This window comes from Paenibacillus sp. p3-SID867, assembly GCF_025142895.1.
GTDB lineage: Bacteria > Bacillota > Bacilli > Paenibacillales > Paenibacillaceae > Paenibacillus_AQ.
This window is the reverse complement of the sequence record NZ_JAMBDM010000011.1, coordinates 129013-146108: the sequence shown is the minus strand read 5'-3', so window position 1 is coordinate 146108 and position 17096 is coordinate 129013. Positions and strand designations below refer to the sequence as shown.

General features: G+C 52.3%; 15 protein-coding genes. 12 read left to right on the top strand and 3 right to left on the bottom strand.

All coding sequences use genetic code 11. The features are described from left to right. Positions 1–125 precede the first annotated feature (125 nt). The 10 genes from M4D81_RS22515 to M4D81_RS22470 all read left to right on the top strand — a co-directional run bounded on the left by M4D81_RS22515 (position 126) and on the right by M4D81_RS22470 (position 11133). Complete coding sequence (locus M4D81_RS22515; RefSeq protein WP_260068107.1) at positions 126–1022, top strand: phytanoyl-CoA dioxygenase family protein; 897 nt, start codon at positions 126–128, stop codon at positions 1020–1022. A 201-nt stretch (positions 1023–1223) separates the two neighbouring features. Next, positions 1224–2072 (top strand): AraC family transcriptional regulator, encoded by an 849-nt coding sequence (locus M4D81_RS22510; protein ID WP_260068166.1) that lies wholly within the window; start codon positions 1224–1226, stop codon positions 2070–2072. Between the two features lie 288 nt (positions 2073–2360). Then, positions 2361–3131, top strand: coding sequence for a beta-glucanase (bglS, locus tag M4D81_RS22505; RefSeq protein WP_260068106.1), 771 nt, complete (start codon positions 2361–2363; stop codon positions 3129–3131). Positions 3132–3354: 223 nt separating this feature from the next. Further along, positions 3355–4233, top strand: a complete 879-nt coding sequence (locus tag M4D81_RS22500) for an AraC family transcriptional regulator (RefSeq protein WP_260068105.1) — start codon at positions 3355–3357, stop codon at positions 4231–4233. Positions 4234–4361: 128 nt separating this feature from the next. Then, positions 4362–5321, top strand: coding sequence for an ABC transporter permease (locus M4D81_RS22495; RefSeq protein ID WP_071217916.1), 960 nt, complete (start codon positions 4362–4364; stop codon positions 5319–5321). Between the two features lie 22 nt (positions 5322–5343). Then, a complete protein-coding gene (locus M4D81_RS22490; protein WP_260068104.1) occupies positions 5344–6237 on the top strand; it encodes a carbohydrate ABC transporter permease in 894 nt (297 codons plus the stop codon). Between the two features lie 73 nt (positions 6238–6310). After that, the gene (locus M4D81_RS22485) at positions 6311–7978 is read left to right on the top strand and encodes an extracellular solute-binding protein (RefSeq protein WP_260068103.1); all 1668 of its coding nucleotides are present in this window, start codon (positions 6311–6313) and stop codon (positions 7976–7978) included. A gap of 104 nt (positions 7979–8082) precedes the next feature. Then, positions 8083–9075 carry an N-acetylglucosamine kinase gene (locus M4D81_RS22480; RefSeq protein ID WP_260068102.1) on the top strand — a complete coding sequence of 331 codons (993 nt, stop codon included), beginning with the start codon at positions 8083–8085 and terminating at the stop codon, positions 9073–9075. Then, positions 9060–10376: a 6-phospho-beta-glucosidase gene (locus tag M4D81_RS22475; RefSeq protein WP_260068101.1), complete on the top strand. Its 1317-nt coding sequence runs from the start codon at positions 9060–9062 to the stop codon at positions 10374–10376. Before M4D81_RS22480 ends, M4D81_RS22475 begins: the two co-directional genes overlap by 16 nt. 238 nt (positions 10377–10614) lie before the next feature. Further along, on the top strand, positions 10615–11133 hold the full coding sequence (locus M4D81_RS22470; RefSeq protein ID WP_260068100.1) for a DinB family protein: 519 nt from the start codon (positions 10615–10617) through the stop codon (positions 11131–11133). Between the two features lie 83 nt (positions 11134–11216). On the opposite strand, the gene M4D81_RS22465 is transcribed toward M4D81_RS22470, so the two are convergent. Next, positions 11217–12245 carry a LacI family DNA-binding transcriptional regulator gene (locus tag M4D81_RS22465; protein WP_260068099.1) on the bottom strand — a complete coding sequence of 343 codons (1029 nt, stop codon included), beginning with the start codon at positions 12243–12245 and terminating at the stop codon, positions 11217–11219. A gap of 326 nt (positions 12246–12571) precedes the next feature. Between M4D81_RS22465 and M4D81_RS22460 the strand changes: the two genes are divergently transcribed. After that, entirely contained in the window at positions 12572–13621 is a 1050-nt protein-coding gene (locus M4D81_RS22460; protein ID WP_260068098.1) for a 2,3-butanediol dehydrogenase, read from the top strand. Between the two features lie 219 nt (positions 13622–13840). On the opposite strand, the gene M4D81_RS22455 is transcribed toward M4D81_RS22460, so the two are convergent. Next, on the bottom strand, positions 13841–14845 hold the full coding sequence (locus tag M4D81_RS22455) for a FecCD family ABC transporter permease (protein WP_260068097.1): 1005 nt from the start codon (positions 14843–14845) through the stop codon (positions 13841–13843). A gap of 2 nt (positions 14846–14847) precedes the next feature. Next, positions 14848–15888 (bottom strand): FecCD family ABC transporter permease, encoded by a 1041-nt coding sequence (locus M4D81_RS22450; RefSeq protein ID WP_260068165.1) that lies wholly within the window; start codon positions 15886–15888, stop codon positions 14848–14850. A 151-nt stretch (positions 15889–16039) separates the two neighbouring features. On the opposite strand from M4D81_RS22450, the gene M4D81_RS22445 reads away from it, so the two are divergent. Beyond that, positions 16040–17056 (top strand): iron-hydroxamate ABC transporter substrate-binding protein, encoded by a 1017-nt coding sequence (locus tag M4D81_RS22445; protein WP_071217926.1) that lies wholly within the window; start codon positions 16040–16042, stop codon positions 17054–17056. Positions 17057–17096 lie beyond the last annotated feature (40 nt).

The following is a 17096-nucleotide window of genomic DNA, read 5'->3' as shown; positions in this document are numbered from 1 at the left end:
ATGCGTAAATTTGGTTCGGTTTTCAGTAACGACTTCCTCTTCCGGATCCTCTAGGATAAGGATACATGAAGCGTGAATGTTTTCGCTTCAGGTTGATCCTGACGGACAAGAAGGGGAGGTTCGCTATGAAGGTGACCATCGGACAACGGGAATTGGAGTGGGGTGGCAAATATCTCACGGAATTAAGAGACTGCAATGACATTCTGGAGGAACCGGAAGCGCTGCGAAATCGGCTGCAGGAGGATGGATATCTCCTGATTCGCGGATTCCATAAGCGGGATCAGGTCATGAACGCAAGAATGGAGTTTTTGCGTAAGCTGGAGGCCATGGGCAGGCTGGATCCCCATGCCCTTGTCGAAGACGGCGTCATCGGAGCGGAGAATAAGAGCGGAATGTGGGGCGGCGGTACCGAGCAGTTGCAGCCCGACTTCCCTCAGTTTTTGGACGTTGTCAATTCGCCGGCGGTGCTGGACTTTTTTGGACGATTGCTGGGCGGACCCGCGATGACATACGACTATAAGTGGCCGCGCGCTGTCGCCCACGGAGGCAATACCGGCGCTCATTACGATGTTGTGTATATGGGCAGAGGCACGAAGAATCTGTACACCATGTGGACGCCGTTTGGGGACATCCCTCTTGAAATGGGAACGTTGGCGATGTGCCTAGGCTCCCAGCATTTTACGAAAATCAAGCAGACCTACGGGGAAATGGACGTTGATCGTGACAATATCGCTACGGGCTGGTTCTCCGAGGATCCCGTCGAGATTGTGGACCGTTACGGCGGGCAATGGGCGACGACCGCTTTTGAAGCCGGCGACGCCATTATATTCGGAATGTATATGATGCACACTTCGCTGAATAACAGCACCAACCGTTACCGTATCAGCGCGGATACCCGCTATCAGCTTGCATCCGAACCGGTGGATGAGCGATGGATCGGCCGCAAACCCAAAGGGCATTATGCTTGGGGACGCACACCCCAGAAGTCAGTTGCTGAAGCGCGCAAGGAATGGGGAGTATAAGCGATCGAATGGCTTAAACTCGGATTGCGAGTGGAGTACAACGCAAAAAAGAACGCAAAGCTCGTCGACCAGATCACTGGAGGCATGGCCATGAAGCCGTGCCTCTTTGTTGTTTTTATGCGGTGAAGGCAGGCGTATCATGCCAGGGTTCCAAGGTAGCAGGAAACATTTTTTGTAAGGGAGGGATATCGTGTGAAGGAAATGGTCTTCGAATATGCCGATATGAAGTACTCCATACCTTCGGATATGGAAAAAGGGGGTGGAATCTGGATTCTGCGTACAGGCCGGAACCGGGTCAAACCCCACTATTTCGTAGGCCCTAAAGTATCCGAAAATTATGCGCTGCATTTTGTTCTGAACGGAATGGTTTCACTGGCTTACGGGGACGAGGAGGTTACGCTGTCGGCAGGGGATGTCTTTTGCCTGTTTCCTCATACGAGGTACAGCTACTGGGAGCCGAACGGCCATCTCGAACCGGCGCTGCGCATGCAGTGGGTCGTTTTGGATGGAGGATTGACCGACATGGCTTTGAGCCGGATCGGGCTGCATGCGTGCAAGCCATATGTGCGTAACGCGATGAAGGGTGAGCTGCAGGCGGTGCTGGATCAAATGAACAGGTGCGTTGACAACGAAACCGTCGGAAACGAGTTTGCACGACAGAAATGGTTATACCGTCTGTTTGAGCTGCTGGCGGGTGCCGCGGTCCAAAAAGGGAGTAAATCGAACTGGCTTGAGCAAAGCGTCTATTATATGGATTCCCATTATATGGAGGGGATCACCGTTACGGATGTGGTCGAGCATGCCGGCGTACACCGGACGCATCTGTACTGTGAATTCATTCGAATGTACGGCATCAGTCCAAGCCATTATCTCATGAAGCTGCGGATGGAGCGGGCAGCGGTGCTGCTGACTGAAACCGATGTATCCGTCACGGAGGCGGCTTTTTCGCTGGGATACTCCAACCTCCACACGTTCTCGAGAGCATTTGCTAAATATCACCACGTGTCGCCTACCTCGTATCGGCAGCAGCATGTGCCGGTTCCGATTTAGTAGTACATAGGAGAGGATATGCATAACAAGACTGTAACAGGGAGAAGCAAAACCTGCTGCAGTCTTTTCGCTTGGAAAGGCAGCAAGTGCCGTTAAATAGTGTCGTTTTATCCTTAAAATGGCTGAGATTTCCAAAATATTTGTGTGTACGATAGAATTGATCCACCATTCCCGGTGGTTATTTACACCCATTTGATGGAGGGAGGTCTTAAAGAGATCAGAGATTACGGAGGCACGAATTTTCTTGCTTGCATTCACTCACTACATTTCAAGAAAGAGGTGTTGTTCATGAAAAAGCTAAGTGTGTTCAGAAAGAAAATGACGACTGTACTTATGGCTGGCAGCTTGTTGTGCGGATTGTTGGTACCGATTCAAGCGTCGGCTGCCGACGTTGCATTTAATGAGCCGCTGAATGGCACAAACCCTAATCTGTTCTACACTTCCGATGGATGGGCGAATGGTCCGGATTTCGGGGTGGGCTGGAAGGCGGCAAACCAGGAGTTCTCAAACGGAATTATGGCTTTACGACTGGACAATGCGGGATGTCCTGCGAGCTGCTCGGGCAAATCCTATGCTTCCGGTGAATATGCGACACATCTAAAGTACGGTTACGGCCGTGTTGAAGCGCGGATCAAAGCGGCCAAGGGAACGGGCTTGGTTACGAGCCTTTTTACGTATTCCGGTCAAGCCACAGGCACGTCCAATGACGAAATTGATATTGAAATCCTGGGGAAAGACACCACGAAGATGGAAACAAATTATTTTACCAATGGGGTAGGTCAGCACAGCACCATCATCAATTTAGGGTTTGATGCGTCGCTCGATTTCCATAACTATGCGTTCGAATGGTCGCCATCATCCATCAAGTGGTATGTAGACGGCCAACTGGTCCACACGGAGAATGGCTCACGCGGGGCGCTTCCGACTAGCCCGGGCCATATCATGGTTAACCTATGGTCGGGATCGGGACCGGCCGAGATATGGACCGGGAAGTTCAATTACCCGGGTTCGCCGGTCCGTGCGTACTATGACTGGATCAAATTCACGCCGGCCAACTAGTTTATCGGGTATTCAGCAGGTTTTGATCAGGTATGTTGAAGTTTCCTTGATCAGCATCCGCTTATTGTTCTGGAATCATCGCACCAACAAGCTGCCCCAGGTCAGAAATGACATTTGGGGCAGCTTTTTATTTACAACTATGGAACATAGATGATAGAGTCTTTCACAAGAAATGTATGGATGCAACGCTTACAAAAAAATATCGGTTATGGAGGGATTTATCATGCCATCGATCATGCGGGAAGAAGCGATACCGAAGGAAAAAGTAATATTAGCCAAGAATTATCCGGTTTTTGTCGCCGATACGATTGGCGTGACCAGCCCCTATCAAAAGCTTCATTGGCACAATGTGCTGGAGATAAATTACATTAAATCCGGTACGGGTTACTACATCATCAATGGGCAAAAATTCGAATTCCAGCAAGGGGATGTACTGCTCATCAACTCGAATGATCTTCATTGCGCTTACGAGACGAAGGATCTTGTCATGACCGTCATTTCATTCGATTCGACTTGGTTTATCCATAACCTCCGGTTCGATCCGGAGCTGTTCAGCCCGTTCCGCGAGATGGGCAAGCATTACATGAACCTGATCCCCCGCGACCACCCGGCGATGGGTAAGCTGCGTTCGCTGCTGTTTGAGCTGCAGAAGGAGCATGTGGGGGAACAGCGGTCTTACGCTACGGTAGTTTACTCGCTTCTGCTTCAATTTTTGGCCACTGTAAACCGGGAGTGCCGGATCGAAGGGGAGGGCGGGAGCGAACCCAGCATCAGCGAACGGCAGCTGGAGAAAATGCGTCAAGTCATCATGGTGATGGAGCAAAATTTTGCCCACCCCTGGACGCTGGAGGAATTGGCTTCCTTGGTCTATCTCAGTCCTTCCAGGTTCAGCGAAATATTCAAGCGTGCGGTCGGCATGCCGCCGCTCTTGTACCTGATCCACATTCGGCTGGAGCAGGCGGTTACGATGCTGGAAGGAGGCCATATGAAAGTGATGGACGTCGCCCTGGAATGCGGCTTCCGTACGCTGACCAACTTTAATCGGCTGTTCAAAAAGCACATCGGCATGACGCCGAAGGCTTCACAAAAGCAACATTCCTAAAAACCAGTGAAATAGTGCTGGTTTTTGCTTGTTTTAGCAGAGAAATGAGCCTGGTCAGGCGATACAATAAAGTGGCAAGCATCTCAAGAATATGTCAATAAACCTAACACAAAATATTAAAGGGGGAGATGCCAGTGCCGCAAACCGGGATCGACAGCAGGGCGGAGACGCATGTGAAGAAAGGGCGCTTGCGCCGCTTTCTGAAGCAATGGGATATACAGCTGATGGTGCTTCCGGCCATGATGTTCATTCTGGTTTTCAGCTACATTCCCATGTACGGGGTGCTCATGGCGTTCCAGGACTACAGTTTGTTCAAGGGGTTTCTGAACAGCCCGTGGGTCGGCTTCAAGCATTTTGAGATGTTCTTTGGGGCTCCGGAGTTCTGGACCATTATACGGAACACTCTGGTCATCAGCTTGCTGAAGCTGTGCATCGGGTTTCCTGCACCGATCTTGCTTGCGTTAATGCTGAATGAAGTAGGGAGGCATTCCTTCAAAAGAATCGTCCAGACCATCAGCTATCTGCCTCACTTCTTGTCGTGGGTTATCGTCTCGGGCTTCGCGATTTCTATTCTGTCCACGGACAACGGCAGTCTGAACATTCTGCTGCAGAAGCTGAGCCTGATCGATGAACCGATCAATTTTCTATCGGAGCCGAAGTACTTCTGGAGCATCTTGACGGTAACGAATGTGTGGAAGGAGATCGGTTTTTCCTCCATTGTGTATTTGGCGGCCATTGCGGGCATCAATCCCCAGCTGTATGAAGCGGCATCAATTGACGGTGCAAGCCGTCTGAAGCAGATCATCTCCATCACGATTCCGTCCATCATGCCGATTATCGTCGTGTTCTCGATTTTGGCGATCGGCAATTTCCTGAATGCCGGTTTTGAGGACATTTTGCTGCTGGCCGGCAATCCGGTATTGCGGGATGTCAGCGACGTGCTGGACACGTACGTCTACCGGATTGGCATTCAGAACAGCCGATTCTCCTATGCTACGGCGGCAGGTCTATTTAAGGCAATCATCAGCGTATTGTTATTGGCCGGAGCCAACTACTGGGCCCGACGATCGGGGAACAGCCTATGGTAGGGAAGAAAGGGGAGAGATGCATATGAGGCTGTCAAACGGAGACCGGGTATTCGTTGGGTTCATCTACGGCTCTTTGGCATTGCTGGCATTTATCGCGTTGTACCCATTCTGGAACGCGGCCATCATCTCGTTTAACTCGGGGACTGACACGATGATGGGCGGCATTACGTTCTGGCCGCGCGAATTTACGCTGGAGAATTACCGCGTCGTGTTCAAGGACGAGCGCCTCATTGACGGGTTCGTCATCTCGGTGCTACGCACGGTCATCGGTACTCTTCTATCCATTGTAGCAACCGCCATATTCGCTTATGGCATATCCAAGCGCGAGTTGATGGGCCGAAATTTTTATATGGTCACTTGCATCGTAACGATGTACTTCAGCGGCGGACTCATTCCGAATTATTTGCTTATTCGGGAGCTGGGCCTGATGAACACGTTCTGGGTGATGGTCATTCCAGGTATCATCAGCGTGTGGAATATGATCATATTCCGGACGTTCTTTAAGGGCATCCCGCCCGGCCTTGAGGAGTCGGCCCATATCGACGGTTCCTCGAACTGGGGCGTATTCTTCCGAATCGTGCTTCCGCTATCGGGACCGGTCATTGCGACCCTGTCGTTGTTCACGGCCGTATATCATTGGAATGATTGGTTTGCGCCAAGCATTTACATATCCAACGCGGATCTGCTGCCGATACAGACGAAGCTTCAGCAGATCCTCAATGCCAATATCATGATGGAACAAATGCAGAACATGGATGCGGCGGCGCAGGGCCGGATGAGCGCGATGAAGGCCGTAACGACCAAGTCCTTGTCCATGGCGACCATGATGGTGGCAACCGTCCCGATCCTGTGCGTATATCCATTCGTTCAGAAGTATTTTGTGAAGGGTGTGTTAATCGGTTCTTTGAAGGAGTAATTCACCAGCAACCTTGCCAAGGGTTTGAAGCGGCAGCTTTGACCATAGATGAATCATGAAGGGAGCACTTGGAATGAAAAAAAGGGGAAAAAGGCTTCTATCTGCATGGTCAGTCACGCTTGTCATCGTTATGGCTTTAACGGGATGTTCGGGCTCAGGAGGTAACTCAGCAAGCCCGGAGAATGAGAGCCCAGGCTCGCAAAACAAGGAGAAGCCAGCCGGAGAGGATACCTTTGTGCTGGGAGAGAACCCGCTGGAATTTTCGTTCTACGGCCACTATGACTGGTATACCATGCCGGATTGGGGTGCGGATCCGGCAACCAAGTGGATCCTGGAGAACAAGAAGGTCAACGTGGTCCCGGTCAGCTCCGGCGGCGTTGCCAAGAACAAGCTTAGTACGATGATTGTGTCCGGGGAGCTGCCGGATGTCATATGGATGGATCGGGGGGCGGAGGTTGAGAGGCTTCGTACCGAGGGCATGTTGGTGCCGTTCGACGATTATTTGGATAAATACCCGAATTTGAAAAAATGGGCCGGGGAGTCCACGCTCGATTTGCTTCGCTCGCCGGACGGCAAGCTGTATCAATTCCCGAACTGGTATACAACGCAGCCGAACGGCAATGCCGGCTATCTCGTCAATAAAAAGATTTACGAGGAGCTCGGATCGCCAAAACTGGAAACGCCGGATGATCTGTACGCCTATCTGAAGCAAGTGAAGGCGAAGTATCCGAATGTCGTTCCGCTGGAGGTAGGCCAATCGGCAGCGGGCGTGGACATCATGGTGTCGGCTTTTGCCGAGAATCGCCCGTATACGTTCAACAGTATGATTGCCGTACCCCAAGGGGATCAACTCGTATCGCTGTTCACGGATCGCGTTTATCGCGAGCTGCTTCAATATATGAGCCGATTGTACCGCGAGAAACTCATTACGCAGGATGCCTTCACACAGAAGCTGGAGCAAGTTGAACAGAAGATTCTGAGCGGCAATGTGGCAGTATATGTGGCATCCAGCCCTACCGAGTTCGGTTCCAAGGGCAACAATCTACTGAAGGCACAAGACCCCGATGCTGGTTACATCATGATATGGCCGGTCCACAAGGAAGGATTGGATCGCAACAAAATTTTCCCGGGAGACTACAAACAGCTTGGCTGGAACGTCAGCGTCATTACGCAAGCGGCAAAAGATCCGGAAGCTATTTTCGCGTTCCTGGATTGGTTTACCGGTCCCGAGGGCCAGCGGACGATCATGTGGGGACCTGAAGGTTTGTACTGGGACGGGACGGACGAAGAGGACATGCCGCTGTTCACCGATAAATTCACCAGCGATGCGAAGGGACGCGATGAGCTGATGAACGCCACGGTCAACTTCCAGTGGAACGGCAACACGGTGTATGTCGACAATTCCAAGATGAAATTCGAATCCACGCTCCCGCCGGAGAAGCGGAACTTCGAAACGTATTGGCAATCGGAGATTACCTGGAAGACGCAGATGAACACGACAGAGTATATTAATCTCGATCCGGCAGGCGATTCGGAGGAAGGTATTATTGCGCAGCGGGTGTTCGAAATTTATGAGCAGGTTAGAGCGAAAGCGATCAGCTCGGCCTCCTCAGATCAGGAAGTGCTCTCGCTTCTGGATAAGGCAGAGGCGGATGCGCAAAAAGCGGGTTATGACAAGCTATTGAAGTACAAAACGGCAAAATGGCAGGAGAACAAGCAGAAGCTGGAAGCATCGAAATAAACGTCACGGCGAAGCCGTCGTTCTTTCAGGGGCTTGCGGAATATCCGCTGGCATTCCTTGGGCAGGACGGCTTCATGAGCCGGGCATCATAGGAGAGATCATACTTGAATTACTACTTGGGAGTCGATGGCGGAGGAAGCAAAACGCTGGCCGTCGTGGCGGACGAGACGGGACGAATCGCAGGAAAGGGAATGGGCGGCTGCGGCAACCATCAGCTTGGGGCAGCGCATGCGGAAGCAAGCATCAGGCAGGCTGTGGAGGAAGCGCTTGGGCAGGCGGGACTACAGCGGGAAAATATCGCCTGTGCGTCTTTCGGGCTCGCAGGAGCCGACCGCGAGGCGGATTTCCGCATCTTGCGGCCCATGATCGGCGCCATGGGCTTCAAGAAACACCATATCGCATGTGATACCGTCATTGCCATGAGAGCCGGTACAAGACAGAGGGACGGCGTCGTCTTAATATGCGGCAGCGGAACGAACGGTTACGGCGTCAACGCGGCAGGCGAGGAGGTTCAGATTGGAGGATTCGGTTATGCGTTCGGCGATTTCGGTGGAGGCGCTGACCTTGCCGTCGAGGTGTTTCGGACGGTCGTTCGTTCCTGGGAAGGCCGCGAGAAGCCGACTTCTTTGACGCCGCTCACGCTGGATGCGCTTAGATTCAGCAGCGTGGAGGAGATGTTTCACCGATTTTTGGACGAGGGCAGAAGGGCGCCGCATACATTGGCGAAGCTGCTGTTTCAAGCTGCACCCGTGGATGAGGCTGCAAGAAAGATATTGGAGAGACAAGGGATGGAGCTGGGGAAGGTCGCCAGCGCGGTTATTCATAAGCTTAACATGGGCAATGACGCCTTCGACGTCGTGCTGGCTGGCAGCGTCCTGACCAGGGGAGAAAGGGAATATGTCGTTCCGTATATCGAGTCTCAGGTTCTTGCGGCAGCCCCGAATAGCCGGCTGCGTATACTGGCCCTTGAGCCGGCAGCAGGTGCCGTCCTGCTCGCAATGGATGATAGCGGCGTCGTTCCGGGCACTGCCGTGTATGAACAATTGCAGCAAGAGCTTGCCGTGAAGGAGAGGAATGTGGAATGGGCACTGGATTGAAGGTTGCTGTTATCGGTGGTGGATCCTCGTATACCCCAGAGCTGATTGAAGGTTTCATCCGCCATTATGCGTCGTTTCCGGTGACGGATATCGTCCTCGTGGATATCCCGGAAGGCCGCCGTAAGCTCGAAATTGTAGGCGGCTTGGCCCAGCGGATGATTGAGCGAAGCGGATTGCCGATTCGGATTACGCTAACCTTGGACCGTAAGGAAGGTCTGAAGAATGCCCATTATGTATCGACTCAGATGCGAGTCGGGCTGCTGGAGGCAAGAGGCTGGGACGAAACGATTCCCTTGAAATACGGAATGCTCGGGCAGGAGACGACCGGAGCCGGCGGCATGATGAAGGCTCTGCGTACGATACCGGTGCTTCTGGATATATGCAAGGACATGGAGGCATTATGTCCGGACGCCTGGCTGTTGAATTTTACCAATCCCGCCGGGATGGTAACGGAAGCCATCATGAAGCACTCCGGCATCCGCTCCATCGGTTTGTGCAACTCCCCCATCGCCGCTTACAAATGGTTGTCCGGGCTTTACGCGGTGCCGGCGCAGCGCATCTACTGCGAGTTTGCCGGATTGAATCATCTGCACTGGATCAGCCGAATTGAGGTTGACGGGGAGTCGAAGCTGGAGGAGCTGCTGGCTGCAGGCGGGAGCTATTCAGCCGGCAACGTGCCTCAGTTGGCCTGGAATGATACGCTGATTCGGGCGATGGGTGCGATTCCGTCCTATTATTTAAAATATTATTACCTCCATCGCGAGATGCTGGAGGAGCAGCAGGCTGCCGCGGTAAGAGGGGAGACAAGAGCCGAGACGGTCCAACGTCTTGAGGAAGAGCTGTTCGAGATTTACGAGCAGCCGGGGCTCGCGGAAAAGCCGAAGCAGCTTGAGCAGCGCGGCGGTGCTTATTACTCCGAGGCGGCCGTCAATCTGATGAAGGCTATTCATACGGATAGCGGTGAGATTCAGACGCTGAATGTCATGAACGGAGACACGCTGGACTTCCTGCCGGTGGATGCCAGTATCGAGGTGAATTGCGTCGTGACGAAGAACGGTGCGTTTCCGGTGCCGGTCGAGCGAGTACCGGCTGCGGCGGTGGGCCTGATCCAGGCCGTGAAAACCTACGAAAGTTTGGCTATCGAAGCGGCAGTAACGGGAAGTAGAGAGAAAGCGCTGCTCGCACTTAGCGTTCATCCGCTCATCGATTCCGTTGGTGCCGCGGAAGCGATGCTGGATGAGATGCTGGAGCGGAACCGTTCGTATCTGCCGCGATTTTTTCAGGAGCAAGAAGTTCAGTAAGCGGTGACTGACGTTTAATACATGAAGGCGATCCCCTCGTTTCAACCGAACACGTTGAGTCTGGTGCGATTAAATGGGGCGTTTGATATGTTTTTTTATGCTAGAATAGGATCAGATTATTTTCAGGAGGCGTTCGAGATGAAAACAACAATCGTTCACGGGCAAACTTATAAGGGGATTAACGCATAATTGCCCTTAAACTGCGTGCTTCCCCGCCTATGAAAAGGGGAACAACGATTTGAAAACATGGATATTGCAGCAGTATGATTATCACGTATGGGCTAACCGGAAGGTTTGCGAATATTTGCAGGGGCTTTCGGAACAGGTATACCGCAAGGAGATTGTCAGCGTCTTTCCATCCATTTATGACACGATGGTGCACATCTATGTCATTGATTCCGGTTGGCTGGCATTCTTTAACGAGGGCGGGGTCACGGAGATGTCGCCTGCGTACTTGGAGAGTCTGAAGGATTCGATTGCTCGGTTGGTTGCGGAGACGGAAGGCAAGCGAATCGAAGAATTGGGCCAGTTAATGGACGATCTGGCGGTGCGCTTCAGGCTTTTCATTGAGCTGCATGAGGATTTGGAAACCGTCTATCCTTCCGGAGACTTTAAAGCCAACTGCCTGGAATATATTCAGCATTTGGTCAATCACGGGACGTACCACCGAGGGAACGTAACCGCCATGCTCCGCCAAATCGGACATCCGGGAACGCCCACCGACTACGGCTATTACTTATATACCTTAAGTCATTAAGCGTCTAATATTCTTAAAGAGCGGCAAAAAGAGCCTGGAACTCCGCGTTCCAGGCTCTTCTTTATGGGCTTGGTTCCTTCATCCTAGTCGGTTGTTGCGTTTCGTATAACGGATACGCTGGATTCCCTGACGATGAGCCTCGGTTCGAATTGCACGCGCTCGTATTGGCCGGACTTTTGCTCGCGAAGGCGCTTGAGCAGCAATTCCGTAGCCAGCCGGGCTACTTCATCGCCCATGATGGACACCGAGCTGATCTGAGGCGTCGTGACGGTGGTCCATACATTGTTATCGATGCCGACGACGGCCACATCATCGGGAACCCGGATCTTCAGCTCTTTAAAACGGTTGACGATGCCGATCGCAACCATATCGTTTACCGCATAGATGGCGTCCGGCATATGCTTCAGGCCATAGAAATAGTCCGCCGCACGAACCCCCGTTTCAAACGAGAAATCCTCCCCGAAATAGACAAGCGACGGATCGACTTGCGTCAGCGACTGCTCATAGGCCCAATACCGCTCTTCGATTTTATCTTTAGGCGCACCCGCGTAGGCAATGCGGGTCCGACCGATTTTCAGCAGATGCTCCATGACAAGCCTGCCCTCCTGGCGTGCCAGGCCGACGATATCGGCTTTATACTCATCTCCCAGCTGTTTCCCGTAATTAATGATCGAGACGGGGAGGCTGGATTTGTTGATCAGGTCGCCCAGCGTTTTCGGATAAGCCAGCGGCATGATAATTAAGCCGTCTACGTGCAGCTTCTTGATATCTCTCACGATTTCAAGCTCGTTACGGGCATTCCCGGCCGTATTGATCTGAACGACCCGATATCCGTGCTGCTTGGCGGTCTGTTCCACCGACCAGGCGATTTCCGGGATGATTGCATTTCGGATGTCAGGCACGGCCAAGGCGATTTGATTCGTCTGCCGAACCTTCAGGCTTTGAGCCGATGTATCCGGACTAAATCCGATTTCTTCGATCACCTGCATGATCCGTGCTTTCGTTTTCGGACTGATCCCCTTGCTGTCGTTGATGGCTCGGGACACGGTGGCAATGCCAACGCCCGCTTGTTTGGCGACATCTTCAATCGTCACTTTTTTGGGATTCACCATATTCAAAAAGTCCTCTCTCTATATCGGAAACGTTTCCTGTTATTAATCTGATTCTAAATCCTGATGGAGTAATATCTATATTATAACATTAAGAATACCTTCAATTCATGGAACACCTCGCTAAGAAAAGAGGTGCGGCGGAAGAGGACGCATAAATTGCTGCAACTCCTTAAAAAAGTGATGAACCCTGATCACCGGTTGTCCATGACTTTTCATACATTTTGGTCCATCGTGTTTGACAGATTGTCAAAACTGTGACATATTTGATTTCGGAAACGTTTCCTATTTTGTTTTTATTTTTTCGAACCTATAAGGAGATGAAGACAATGCAAGCATTGCGCTGGCATGGAGTAAAGGATCTGCGTTTGGAGACCATTGCGGAGCCGCAAGTTACGAGTGGAAAAGTGAAAATCAAGGTTGAATGGTGCGGGATTTGTGGCAGCGATCTCCACGAATACGTAGCCGGGCCTATATTTATACCTGAGAATACGCCTCACACCCTTACTGGAGAACAGGCTCCGGTGGTTATGGGCCATGAGTTTTCCGGCCAGGTGGTAGAGGTTGGCGAAGGCGTTACGAAATTCAAGGCTGGTGACCGCGTGGTTGTTGAGCCTGTATTTGCATGCGGAAAATGCGCAGCATGCAAACAAGGAAAATACAATCTGTGCGACGAAATGGGTTTTCTTGGCCTTGCCGGCGGTGGCGGCGGATTCTCCGAATATGTCGCCGCGGATGAGCATATGGTTCATAAAATTCCGGATAGCGTCTCCTATGAACAAGGGGCTTTGGTAGAGCCTTCGGCAGTCGCTTTGTATGCCGTACGCCAAAGCCAGCTGAAGGCAGGGGATCGGGCAGTCGTATTCGGTGCGGGGCCGATCGGTCTGCTTGTCATCGAGGCATTGAAGGCAGCAGGGGCGTCCGAAATTTACGCCGTGGAGCTGTCTGCTGAGCGTAAACAAAAGGCTGAAGAATTGGGTGCCATCGTGATTGATCCGAGGGCTTACGATGTGGTTAAGGAACTTCATCGCCGTACCGGCAATGGGGTAGATGTTGCATTTGAAGTGACGGGTGTTCCGCCCGTGCTGAATCAAGCGATCAACTCTACGAAGATTGGCGGACAGATTATGATTGTCAGCATATTCGAAACTTCAGCTCCCATCGTGCCAAACGATGTTGTGATGAAGGAACGGAATATTACCGGAATCATCGGTTATCGCGACGTATTCCCGGCTGTCATCAGCCTGATGGAAAAAGGGTTCTTCCCGGCGGATAAGCTGGTCACCCAGCGGATCAAACTGGATGAGGTTATTGAACGGGGCTTTGAGGCTCTCCTCAAAGAGAAGAACCAGGTGAAGATCCTGGTGCGTGCTCACTAATAAAGCCGCTGCGTGACGTAGTTGCACAGCTTATGAAAGACCGCGTAATGCGGTCTTTTTGTTTTGCGGAATAAAAAGGTTGCCTCCGAGCTGAGTCAGAGCAGTGCATAGCACTCGCTGATGTACGCCAATCAATCTTTAGCACATGATACAAAACAACGGCGATTGCCTCCGAATGGATTCGGGAGGTGATCGCCGTCTTTTTTTAAACTCATTCAATTAATCCTTGATCAGCAAATAAATAAAGTAGGGAGCTCCGAGGCAGGAGACAACCAATCCAACCGGAATTTCGGAAGGGGCCATCAAGTTCTTGCCGATCATATCGGCCACAAGCAGCACCAGCGAGCCGAGCAGCGCGGAGACCGGCAGCATTCCCTGATGACGGGGACCCACAAGCTTACGCGCCAGATGCGGAGCAACCAGTCCAAGAAACGCGATGCCGCCGCCTACGGCCACGCAGGCGCCAGCCAGGGCAACGGAGATGAACAGCAGCGTTCTTCGCTCGCGTTCTACCGTGGCCCCAAGTCCCGCTGCCGTGTGGTCCCCAAGGTTCAGCACATTCAAATGTTGCGATTTATACACCGCCCAGGGAATCAGCAGAAGGATCCACGGAAGGATCGCAACGACATATTCCCAGCTTGCGCCCCAAATGCTTCCGGACAGCCAGATGGTAGCCTGCATGAAATTGTTAGGGTCCATCATGAGCTGGAACACGATAATAAGCGCGCCGAAAGCCGCGTTAATGCCAATCCCCACAAGCACCAGCCGGATCGGCGTTACGCCTTGCTTCCAGGCCAGCGAATAGATGAGAAAGGCGGCAAGAAATGCACCAAATAGGGCGGCAAAAGGCATGATATAGACAGACCATATGCCGGAGCTGAACGAGCTGCCTTGGAAATAAAAGATATACAGCACAACGGCCAGTCCTGCTCCGGAATTAATGCCTAGGATGCCCGGGTCTGCCAGCGCGTTCCGCGAAACACTCTGCAGAATAGCACCGGAGACGGCGATTCCCGCACCGATCAGGATGGCAATGACCATTCGGGGTAAACGAAAGTGCATCAGAACGGTATAATTTTGCTCAGATCCCGTCCCGTTGAATGCTTTGATGACCTCAGCGAGCGGGATTTTCATCGTGCCCATATTCAGGCTGAACAGAAACACGGCTAATATGGCCAGCAGCAGGATCATCGACACGGACATGATTTTTCGCGTTGTATTCATCGCTACAGCCCCCTCCCTTCCCGACGTGCAAGATAGAGGAAGAAAGGAACGCCGATCATGGCCGTAATTGCGCCAACAGGCGTCTCGAACGGAGGGTTGATCATCCGCGCGCCCACATCGGCAAACACCAGCAGAAGTGCTCCCATGACAGCGGAGCAAGGGATGATCAGCCGATAGTCGGGACCTACGATGAAGCGAACAATATGCGGGATGGCAAGCCCCACGAATCCGATCGTTCCGCCCACAGCTACCGCTGCGCCCGTGAGGAGCAGCACAACGAGCGTGCCCAGGAACTTCACGGTTCCTGTTTTTTGGCCAAGCCCGGTAGCGACCTCTTCGCCCAGGCTCATGACGGTAATGGATCTGCTGAGCGCGAGTGCAATGAGCAGCCCAATGATGGCGACAGGGATCAGAAGCTGCACGTTCACCCACTGCACGCCCGACACGCCTCCGGCATACCAGAAGCTGATATCCTTGGCAACGTTAAAGCGGATGGCAATGGCCGAGGAAATCGAGCTCAGGAGCGCGGTTACGGCAGATCCGGCCAGAGCCAGCTTGACGGGCGTCAGGCCCCGTTTGGATAACGAGCCGATGAGAAGCACGAGTCCGGCCCCAAGGCCCGCACCGGCAAAAGATAGCAGCATGAGCACGGTGTTGGATGGCGACTCCATAAAGGCAAACCCGATCGACATCATGAAAGTGGCACCTGCGGTGACTCCCATAATGGAAGGGGAAGCAAGCGCGTTTCTTGTCATGCCTTGCATGATGGCTCCGGAAACCGCCAGGGAACCGCCGATCAATGCAGCTGCCAGGGCCCTCGGCATGCGCAGTCTCTGGATAATCTGGTGCGAGGTGGAATGGGCATCGAAGCGGACAAACGCTTCCCATATGGTGGACAACTTAATATTCGAAGCACCATAGATAATCGAGGATGCCATCGCGGCAGCCAGCAGACCAAGCCCCAGCAGAATGACGGCCGCGGCTGTCTTGGGGCGGTAGATGGATTTTGCGGTTGATTTGTTAATGGGCTGATTTGCTTGCATAGTCACCTAAACCTTCGTGTTGATAAAAAAATAAAAATGAAAGTATTGTAATTGAGAATGAATTTCATTATCATGGTTATTATTATATCACTTCATCCCAAGATTGCTAGTGATCTAAGCAGAAAAAATATACATAAAGGGGACCTGATTAATGAGTCGGTTCAAGAAAAAAATATGGATAATCGCAGGACTCTTGGCAGCTTTCACGCTGCTTGCAGCTTGTGGAAATAGCAAGGACGCAGCCGGGAACGAGCCAACGGAGGCGCAAACGCCAAACGAGCAGAGCGGCGGCACCGAAGCCAAGCCAAGTGAAGGTGGCGCAGAGACCAAGACGGAACGGACACTGAAAGACGCCATGGGCCATGAGGTGAAAATTCCAGCCGAGCCGAAACGGGTCATCGCTTCTTACTTGGAGGATAACCTGGTGGCGCTAGGGATTACCCCGATCGCGCAGTGGTCGGTCAAAGGCGGAAGCGTCCAGGATTATCTGCAGGATTCATTGAAGGATGTGCCTACGATTGAGCATGATCTTCCCTTTGAAGCGGTAGCGAGCTTCCAGCCGGATTTATTGATCATGGACTCGGCTTCCATGGTAGAAGGCAACAAGTACAGTCAATACGAGAAGATTGCTCCAACCTACGTCATCGGCAATGAGGTCAATAATGATTGGCGCGAAGAGCTGAAGAAAGTGGGGGAAATCTTTGGCATGGAAGAGGAAGCGCAAGCGGCGCTCGATCAATACGAGCAGAAGGCAAAGGAGGCCAAGGAGAAAATCCAGCAATCGATCGGCGGTGAATCTGCTGCAGCGATTTGGCTTGTCGGCGGTAAATTGTTCGTCGTTAGCGAGACATTGTCCAGTGGAGCCGTTATGTATGGCGACTTGGGACTTACGGTACCGGACGTGGTGAAGGAAATTTCGGCATCGGCTACAGGCAACTGGTCCTCCATTTCCCTGGAGAAATTGGCCGAGCTCGACGCGGATCATCTGTTCTTTATTAACAGCGACGGCGAAGGGGCTGAAGTGCTCCAAGATCCGCTCTGGGCGAATATTCCCGCCGTTAAGAACGGCAACATCTATGAATATGGAAAAGATACAAGCTGGCTGTATACCGGTACGATTGCCAACGGCCAGATCATTGATAACGTGCTGGACAGTTTGGTGAAATAAACGTTGTCAGATCGAGCCAATCAGCCGTCTTCCGACATTA